This is a genomic window from Gluconacetobacter sp. (assembly GCF_047721585.1).
Taxonomy (GTDB): Bacteria; Pseudomonadota; Alphaproteobacteria; order Acetobacterales; family Acetobacteraceae; genus Gluconacetobacter; species Gluconacetobacter dulcium.
In genome coordinates, this window is sequence record NZ_JBDNXE010000142.1 from 1 (window position 1) to 9,064 (window position 9,064).

The following is a 9,064-nucleotide window of genomic DNA, read 5'->3' on the forward strand; positions in this document are numbered from 1 at the left end:
GCATAGACGGCCAGGGTGGAGCCCATGTTCATCACGTTGCCGATGGCGTGGCCGACGATTCCGGTGGCGTCGACGATCATGGCTGTGTGAGGAATGGAACTCTCCATAACAGGAAAACAGTTTTCGAAAATTTTTGTGCGTGGATACAAAGGACAATCCGGTACTATTTCGTGCCCTGGGTACCAGAAGGTTCCCATAGGGAAGGGTCATCATGTCGCTTACTCCGTTGCCCGATGTGTATCGTCAGGCCCCTTCGATGAAGGCTGCGCGCCGCGACGGCTGTTGCGGCTGTTCAGCGGCAAATGGGTGACGATGATTCTGCACACGCTGCATCTGCTGGGGGGGAGGGGCGCGTCGCGGCCCGGCGCGCTGTTGCGCAGTATTCCCTGCCTGTCGAAGAAGATGATGACGCACACGCTGCGGGAACTGGAAGAGATGGAGCTGGTGGCACGCGAGGTGCATCAGGTGATGCCGCCGGTGGCCGAATATCGGCTGACGGCGCTGGGCCGGAAAATGGTCGAGCCGGAGGAGACGCTCTATCACTGGGGGGCGGAACATGCCGCCGTGCTTGACCGGGGGGATGCCCATGTGACGCGCGTCCGCAAGGGAGCGCAGGGGGCTGTTTGAAGGCTGCATGGACGGTTTCGAGGTATTCGCTGCCGGTGTGGGCTGGTGCTCTCCGTTCGTAAACGAAACTTTGCAAGCATCTTCGGCGTTCAGGAAACATCCCTGAAGCCTAGTCAGGGTGTTCCGGTTGGTGATGCTGGTATTTCGACCCGGTGGAGGTTGGTAACTGAATGGTGAATTTCGGGATTTTCCACACTGGATTGTGAGCGTAATTTATCCGGAAAACATATAATTGTTATTTCTTATTTTAGAGAAAATCCGACAAAAGCGGATGGTCACTCTCTTTGTAGAGGGCGGTTGAATTGTTTTGTGACCGTTGGAGAGTTGGGTCATGATTGTGCGCCGGCTTTGCTCCCGTGGGTTTTCCCGATCCGGGATTGTTTCCCTGCTTGCAGGGGTTTTCGAGAAGTCTGTGCGGTTCGCTTCCCGTTGTGGGCGGCCAGCATGAGGGCGGGGTTCGCGGAACAGGAATCTCACGGCCCGTGCTTCGCCCGGTAGGTGGTTGTCGGCGGAAGCGCCCATCCCTGGGGTGGTTTCCTGCCTCTCAGAGACAGGACGGCGCGTGGCGGAATGAATGCGCGGTTGTTCTGTGATGCCTGACAATAATAAAGAAAAAGATCTGGCTATGTATATGTCCTCTGGGTTTTCGTCATTGTCCCGTTTGCAGAAAGGTGGACGGGTTCTGTTGCCCGCTCTTGCCGGCGTGGTGTTCGTCATGCCTGCCCACGCGGCGCCGGGAGACGCCGAGATCGTGACCACCCGTAGTCAGCTTGCTCAGGCGACAGCGGGAACTGGTGCGACGGCTGCGACCCCGCCTGCGACCTCGATCGGTGCGGCAACGACACCGGCTCCGGCCGTCACGCCGGTCGTGCCGAGCCGGGATTCATTCTGGCATGCACCGCCCCAGCAATTGCCGCCGCTGACCAGCCGGCCGGAACTGTATGGCCAGCCGCAATCGCTGATGCTGCATCCGCTGACGCCGATTCAGTTGCATCAGGGGCCGTGGGGGGTGTTCAACGCGAATACCGGGGCGGCTTCCGGCTTCGGCACGGTGGGATATTACGCGGTGGCGCGTTGGGCCGAGGATTGGTCGAGCCTTCGCGACAAGCGCAATCGCCATGATTTTCTCGATCCGCTGAAATATATCGCGCTCAATGACAGTGGCTCGATCTACCTGACGCTGAGCGGCAATTTCCGGCATCACGGTTTCTGGGAGCAGCATCCCGCCCTGGGGGCGGTGGGGAAGAGCCATACCTATCTGTCCAACCTGCGAACCAATCTCGGCGCGGACCTGCATCTGGGCGAGCATGTGCGTTTCTATGGCGAACTGATGAGCGGCCAGGCGACCGGTGGCAACAAATTCGGCTATAATGCCCGCTGGCGGAACCGGGTCGATGCGCAGCAGGCATTCGTGGAAGTGCGTGGGCATATGCTGGGGGCGACGATGGGGGCTATGATCGGCCGCATGACGTTCCTTGACGTGCCGCCCAATATCTCGGCGGGCAGTGTCTATCCGTCCATTCCGTATTCATGGAACGGGTTGCGTGGCTACAGCGTCTGGAAACGGTTCCGCGTCGATCTGTTCGACCTGTCTCTGACCAACTACGAATATCGGGCGTTTCATGATCAGGTCGGATGGAAGACCCGGCTGTTTGGCGCCTATACGTCTTACGCGGTCCCCGAATTCAAGACGTTCGGCAAGAAGAGCCAGATTTTCGTCGATACATACTATCTCGGCTATCTGCTGGCCAGCAGCCCGATCACGGCGACGAAGGGCATTGTCGCGGGTTCGACGCATCGTGACACGCCGGGTATGCGCGTGTGGGGTAATGCCGGGCCGATCGAATTCTCCGCCGGCGGCATGTGGCAGGGGGGGAATTTCCAGGCGGCGAAGAACGGCCCGACGCGGCCGGTGTCGGCCTATTCGTTCAATGCCTCGGTAGCGTGGCGGTTCGCGAACTGGTGGGGGCGGCCCGCGATCGGAATCCAGGCCGACGATATTTCGGGTGGGGATACCCGCAAGAGTGCGACCAGTACCTGGGGGACCTTCCTCTCGCCCTTCGTGCCCAGCGCGTACTATCTGGACCTGGCGCAGAACTTCAACCTGCAGAACGTGATTGATGTGGGACCGCTGGTGACGATGTCGCCCACCATCAATACGTCGCTGCTGCTGAGGGTGCCGGTGCTGTGGCGGAATTCGATCCACGATACGATCTATTTTCCCGGTGCCGTGAATTATGCCTATCGCCCGTCGGGCGGTTATAGCGGCGTGCTGCCCCAGGGGAGCTTCACCTGGCGGGCAACGCGACATGTGACCTTCAGCGTCGACGGGCAATATACGGCGCTGTCGCGTGGATTGCGGGATGCCGGTGCGAAGCCGGGCGCCTATTTCCAGACCAATCTGGAACTCACGTTCTGAATGGTGCAGGATTGCATGCCGCCGGGATGAGCCGGCGGCATGCTCGTGGGCCCGCGCGCCTGGCGGGCTCGATTCCCGAGAGCGGATCGACCTTACTCTTATGATAACGCAGCCGTGAGGTTCCTCTTGACGGGGAAGCTCTGGATGCCCGTTATCACAGGCATCGGGCCGGAAATGGCCCGCTGGAAGGAAAACGACTTATGGCATACGCAACGACCAACCCCTATACCGGCGAAGTGCTGGCCACGTTCCCGGATGCCACGGATAACGAGGTGCGTCAGGCGATTGACGACGCCCACGCGGCGTTCCTGGACTGGCGCGACACGCCGTTTGCGACCCGTGCCGCCGTGATGACGAAGGCGGCCCAGATCCTGCGGGCCGAAGCCGATGATTTCGCGCGCCTGCTGACGCTGGAAATGGGCAAGCTGTTTGCCGAGGCCAAGGCCGAGGTCGAGCTGTCGGCGGCGATCTTCGATTATTATGCCGAGCATGCCGAGAGCCTGCTGGCGCCGGAGAAACTGCCGGTGTCGGACCCGCGCTCGGGCGATGCGGTGCTGGTGCATCAGCCGCTGGGCGTGCTGCTGGCGATCGAGCCGTGGAATTTCCCCTATTATCAGATCGCGCGCATCATCGCGCCGCAGCTTTCGGCCGGTAATACCGTGCTGCTGAAGCATGCCTCGAACGTGCCGCAGAGTGCGGCGATCTTCCAGACGCTGATGAAGCGTGCGGGCCTGCCGGACGGCGCGTTCCGCAACCTGTACCCCACCCGTGGGCAGGTCGAGATGATCCTGAACGATCCGCGCGTGTGCGGTGCGGCCCTGACGGGCTCGGAAGGGGCCGGCTCGGTGATCGCGTCGCAGGCCGGCAAGGCGCTGAAGAAGACGACCATGGAGCTTGGCGGCGCCGACGCCTTCGTGGTGCTGGAAGACGCCGATCTGGAGAAAACCGCGAAATGGGCGGTGTTCGGCCGGCACTGGAATGCCGGGCAGGTGTGCGTGTCGTCCAAGCGCGTGATCGTGGTCGATGCGGTCTATGACCGGTTCATGGAACTCTACACCGCCGGTGTGGCGGCGCTGAAGGCCGGCGACCCGATGGACCCCGAGACCACGCTGGCGCCGCTGTCGTCGCAGGGTGCGGCCAAGGAGATCCGCGAGAACATCGCCAAGGCCGTGGCGCATGGTGCGACGGCAACCGAGGTCGGCCCCCGCGTGCCCGAGACCGGTGCCTTCGTGCAGCCGACGATCCTGACCGGCATGACGGGTGATAATCCCGCCCGCCTGTGGGAGTTCTTCGGCCCGGTGTCGATGATCTTCCGTGCCCGTGACGAGGCCGACGCGATTCGCATCGCCAACGACACGCCCTATGGGCTGGGTGGCTCGGTCTTCACGAAGGACACCGCGCGCGGTGTCGAGGTGGCCAAGAAGATCCATACCGGCATGGTGTTCGTGAACCATCCGACGATGGTCAAGGCCGACCTGCCCTTTGGCGGCGTTGGGCGCTCGGGCTACGGCCGCGAGCTGATCGGGTTGGGAATCAAGGAGTTCGTCAACCACAAGCTGATCGACGTCGTCGATATCGACGCGCCGTTCTGATTGCCTGACCGGGGCGCCGGCTGGTCCTGCGGGATTGGCCGGCGATCCGTCGGATGGGGGGTTGCAATGCCCTTTGAGGCCCGTTATACGCTCGCCTCGTTGCCGGTGTAGCTCAGTTGGTAGAGCACGTCATTCGTAATGATGGGGTCGGGAGTTCGAATCTCTTCACCGGCACCACTTCAGTCTTCCGTCGATCGTTCCTGTCGGTCGTTGCTATGGGCTGGGTGGTTTGGCAGCGTGCCGCATGTCCCGTTTGTGGGGTCAGCCGCTGGTATTTTCCTTCACGATGAGCGGATGGGTTGCCTGATCGGCTGATGGCTGGGGCGACGATGCTCAAGAGATCGTTATCTCGGCGAGACGTTCCTGTCATTTTGTCCCCTCTTCCGAGTGTTATCCAAATATTCTGATTTTCCTGCGATGATCAGGGGCCTGCCGGGCGGGTCATGCGGTGGTGCAGCCGTTATTCGCGATGGAAATTCTCCCCCTCCGCCTGTCTTCCGGCTCTCGTCATGGCAGCAATATGCTGGATGACTATCGCCGATCCGATTTTGATTTATAGTACGGCGAGTCATGAGCGAGACGATGTCAGCGCGGACTTCACGCATGCTCCGTCGGGCCGCTTGGCCACGTCGGACAGCCGACCTGCGCCATGTCCGGACGATCGATGATCTGGTGGAATGTCCCGGATGCGGCCTGTTTCAGCGCCGCCCCCCGTTGCAGGCCGGCGAACTGGCCGCCTGCTCGCGGTGTGGGCAGACGCTGGAGTGGCGGCGCCGGACCTCGCCGCTCCAGACGCCGCTCGCTTTCTGCATCAGTTCCTGCGCGCTGTATCTGGCGGCTCTGGCGTCGTCCCTGATGACGCTGGACGTGTATGGGCGCGAACGTACGGTGGACCTGCTCACCGGCCCCATGGAACTGCTGCATGAGGGATGGGGGGAAGCCGGGCTCCTGGTCGGGCTGGTGACCATCGCGGCGCCGGCGGTGGTGATCGGGATGATGTTCGCCATCCTCTACGCCGCCAGCCGGCGGCAGATGCCTGACTGGGCGCCGCACCTGCTGATCTGGTACGAGAAGATGCGGCCCTGGTCGATGATCGAGGTCTATGTTCTGGGTATTTTCGTTGCCTATACCAAGCTGACGGATCTGGCCCATGTCGATGTCGGCCCCGCCGTCTATCTGATATCGGCCTTGATGCTGACCATGGCGGCCACGGATTCGACCCTCGATACCGAACGGATCTGGCGGCACCGGCGCGTGGATGCCATCACCCGACAGGAGGATGGGGAGCGTGTGGCGGTCAGCCATGTGCATATCGACGAGATTCCGCTGCCGCCGGTCGATCATCTGGTGGCCTGCCCGTCCTGCGGGCTGGTGGGGGAACTGGGGGCGCCGGTCAGCAACCTGCGCTGCGTCGGTGTCTGTCCGCGCTGCGGCCACAAGGTCTGGCGACGGGCGCCCGACACGCTGGCGCGGACCAGCGCCTTTCTGCTGTCGGCCGTCATCTTCTATTTTCCGGCCAATCTCTACCCGGTCATGACCTTCTTCAAGATGGGCGGCGGAGGTGGCCATACGATCATCGAAGGGGCGATCGAACTGTGGCAAGACGGGATGATCCCGCTTTCCTTGCTGGTGTTCTTTGCCAGCATCCTGGTGCCGATGCTCAAGATCCTCAGTCTGAGTTGGATGGTGATCGGCACCTGGAGCGGGTCGTCCTTCGCGCTGGTCAAGCGCACGCGGCTGTTCCGCGTGGTGGATGTGATCGGCCGGTGGTCGATGATCGACGTCTTCATGGTGTCGATCCTGGTGGCGGTCGTCCGGTTCAATTCGCTGGCGAGCGTCACGGCCAATGCCGGGATGGTGGCCTTTGCCTCGGTGGTGGTGCTGACCCTGTTCGCAGCATGGAGCTTCGACCCCAGGGTGATGTGGGATGCGGCTGGCCTGAACGGGCCGTCGCCCGATGGCGTGGCGTCCGCCGCCGTGCGTGCGCGGACCGGCCGGCGTACGGCAGAAACTGACAGGATGGAGCCGAGGCAGGCGTGACCGACGACCCCCAAGATCATTCCGACGATCGTGCCGCGGCTTCGCCGCCCGAGGCTTCGGCGCGCCGATATCGTTTCTCGATCGTCTGGCTGGTGCCGATCGTGGCGGTGGCCATCGCCGGCTATCTGGGCTGGCGCGGCATTATGGGGCGCGGCCCGGACATCACGATCATCTTCGACACGGCGGACGGACTGACCAGCGGCCAGACCCAGGTGAAGAACAAGGCCGTGCCCCTGGGTACGGTGCAGGACGTGACGCTGACGCCTGATATGCGCCATGTCGAGGTGAAGGTGCGCATGAGCGCCAATGCATCGCCGATGCTGACGGACCACGCGCGCTTCTGGGTGGTGCGGCCGCGCCTGAACGGCGCCAGCGTCACCGGGCTCGAAACCCTGATGACCGGGGCCTATATTGCGATGGACCCAGGGGTGCCGGGGGGCGCCAGCGCAAGCAAATTCAAGGGATTGGAGGCGCCTCCGGGGATGCGCTCGGACCAGCCCGGCAACACTTATACGCTGATCAGCCCCTCGCTGGGGTCGATCGGGCAAGGGGCGCCGGTCTTCTTCCGCGACATCGATGTGGGTGAGGTGCTGGGCTACACCATGCCGCCGGGAGGCGAGGGGCCGATCCTGATCCAGGTCTTTATCCGCAAGCCCTATGACAGCTATCTGCGCACCGATACGCGCTTCTGGAACGTGTCGGGCGTGCAGGTCGGGTTGGGTGCCGGCGGGCTGAAGGTGAAGCTGCAATCGATCCAGGCCCTGTTCTCGGGCGGGGTCGCGTTCGGCCTGCCGGACAAGCGGGAGGGGACCTCCGCGCCGACCGCGCCCAAGAATTCGGTCTTCCGGCTGTATGAGAGCAATGAGGCGGCGGATAATGCGGGCTATCGCGAGCGTGTGTCGCTGGTCACGTATCTGACCAGTTCGGTCTCGGGCCTGACGACCGGGGCGCAGGTGACGATGTTCGGCATTCAGGTGGGCACCGTGACCAGCGTGAAGTTGATGCTGGACCAGAAGGATGGGACCGCCCGGGTGCGGGTGGGGATGGAGATCCAGCCCGAGCGCATCCTGCCGTTGAGCGAGATTCATCGCGATACCATGAGTGCGACCATTCAGGCGTTGGTGGATAACGGGCTTCGGGCCTCGGTCGATAGTGCCAGCTTGCTGACCGGCGAATCGATGATCGGCCTGAATTTCGTCAAGAAGGCCACCCCGGCCGTCGTGACGACGGAGGGCACGGCGCTGGTCATCCCCAGCAAGGCCGGCGGCATGAGTGGCATCATGGATTCGCTCTCCACCGTTGCCGACAAGATTGCCGCGATGCCGTTGACCCAGGTGGGCGATAATCTGAACAACCTGCTGGCGCATTCCGACGCACGGATCAATTCGCCGGAAGTGAAGCAGGCCATCGTTGCGCTGCGCGATTCGCTGCGGAGCGTCCAGGGGCTGGCGAGCGACGCCCGCACCGGCATGCATCCGCTGTTCCAGCGCCTGCCGCAGATGAGCGCGCAACTGGACAGCACGCTGAAGAATGCGAACAAGCTGATGGGGAGTTATGGCGGCGATACCGACTTCCACCGCGATCTGCAGCAGATGCTGGTGCAGCTCAACGAGGCCGCGCGGTCGCTGCGCTTCCTGACCGATTTCCTCAACCGCCATCCCTCGGCGCTGATTACGGGACGCTAGCCTATGAGACTGTCAGGGCATCCTTCCCGCCCGTTTGCCTCGCGCCGGGCGGTTCTGCGGGGGGCTGGCGGCCTGTTTGCCGTCGCCGCCGCCGGCCCGCTGGCCGCGTGTTCGTCGGACCCGAACCTTTATGCCCTCGTGCCGTGGCCCGGTGCCGCCCAGGCGGGTGGGCCGGCGGTGATCGAGGTGCGGACGCCTTCGGTCGCGACATCGCTGGACCGCGAGCGTATCGTGCGCAGCGAGGGCGATTATCGCCTGAAGACCGCGAGCGGCGATGCCTGGAGCGAGGCGCTGCCGAGCATGATAGGTCACGTATTGACTGCCGACCTTCAGCAGCGTCTGCCGGGCAGCACCATCTTCGCCCAGAACGACGCGGTGGCGACCACGGCGCTGGCGGTGGTCGAACTGACGCTGACGCGCTTTTCGCGCGATGCCGGCGGGCATGCTGTGCTGGGCGGCAGTCTGGCTGTCCATTGGCTTGGGCATGACGGTGGGGCGTCGGACGTGCTGGCGCTGAACCTGCCGGTCGGTGGTTCGGGGACGGCCGGTCTGGTGGCGGCGCTGAGTGCGTTGCTGGGGCAGGTGGCGGATCGTGCGGCGGCGCATTTGCGGGCGCTTGGGCCTGTGGCGCCACCTGTTTGAGGGGCAGGGGGGGGGGGGGGGGGGGGGGGGGGGGGGGGGGGGGGGGGGGGGGGGGGGGG

At 63.5% G+C, this 9,064-nt stretch carries 6 protein-coding genes and 1 tRNA gene; all 7 read left to right on the forward strand.

Going from position 1 to position 9,064, the window contains the following annotated elements:
- Positions 1 to 312: 312 nt before the first annotated feature.
- The 7 genes from ABF821_RS18000 to ABF821_RS18030 all read left to right on the forward strand — a co-directional run bounded on the left by ABF821_RS18000 (position 313) and on the right by ABF821_RS18030 (position 9,005).
- The gene (locus tag ABF821_RS18000) at positions 313 to 627 is read left to right on the forward strand and encodes a winged helix-turn-helix transcriptional regulator (protein ID WP_415531064.1); all 315 of its coding nucleotides are present in this window, start codon (positions 313 to 315) and stop codon (positions 625 to 627) included.
- A gap of 625 nt (positions 628 to 1,252) precedes the next feature.
- Positions 1,253 to 3,046, forward strand: a complete 1,794-nt coding sequence (locus ABF821_RS18005; protein ID WP_415531061.1) for an alginate export family protein — start codon at positions 1,253 to 1,255, stop codon at positions 3,044 to 3,046.
- A gap of 200 nt (positions 3,047 to 3,246) precedes the next feature.
- The gene (locus ABF821_RS18010; RefSeq protein WP_415531062.1) at positions 3,247 to 4,638 is read left to right on the forward strand and encodes an NAD-dependent succinate-semialdehyde dehydrogenase; all 1,392 of its coding nucleotides are present in this window, start codon (positions 3,247 to 3,249) and stop codon (positions 4,636 to 4,638) included.
- Positions 4,639 to 4,739: 101 nt separating this feature from the next.
- Positions 4,740 to 4,815: transfer RNA gene (locus ABF821_RS18015), tRNA-Thr, on the forward strand.
- Between the two features lie 426 nt (positions 4,816 to 5,241).
- Complete coding sequence (locus ABF821_RS18020) at positions 5,242 to 6,678, forward strand: paraquat-inducible protein A (RefSeq protein ID WP_259654857.1); 1,437 nt, start codon at positions 5,242 to 5,244, stop codon at positions 6,676 to 6,678.
- Positions 6,675 to 8,363 (forward strand): intermembrane transport protein PqiB, encoded by a 1,689-nt coding sequence (locus tag ABF821_RS18025; protein WP_183010256.1) that lies wholly within the window; start codon positions 6,675 to 6,677, stop codon positions 8,361 to 8,363. The genes ABF821_RS18020 and ABF821_RS18025 overlap by 4 nt, the downstream gene beginning before the upstream one ends.
- A 3-nt stretch (positions 8,364 to 8,366) precedes the next feature.
- Entirely contained in the window at positions 8,367 to 9,005 is a 639-nt protein-coding gene (locus ABF821_RS18030) for a membrane integrity-associated transporter subunit PqiC (RefSeq protein ID WP_415531063.1), read from the forward strand.
- Positions 9,006 to 9,064 lie beyond the last annotated feature (59 nt).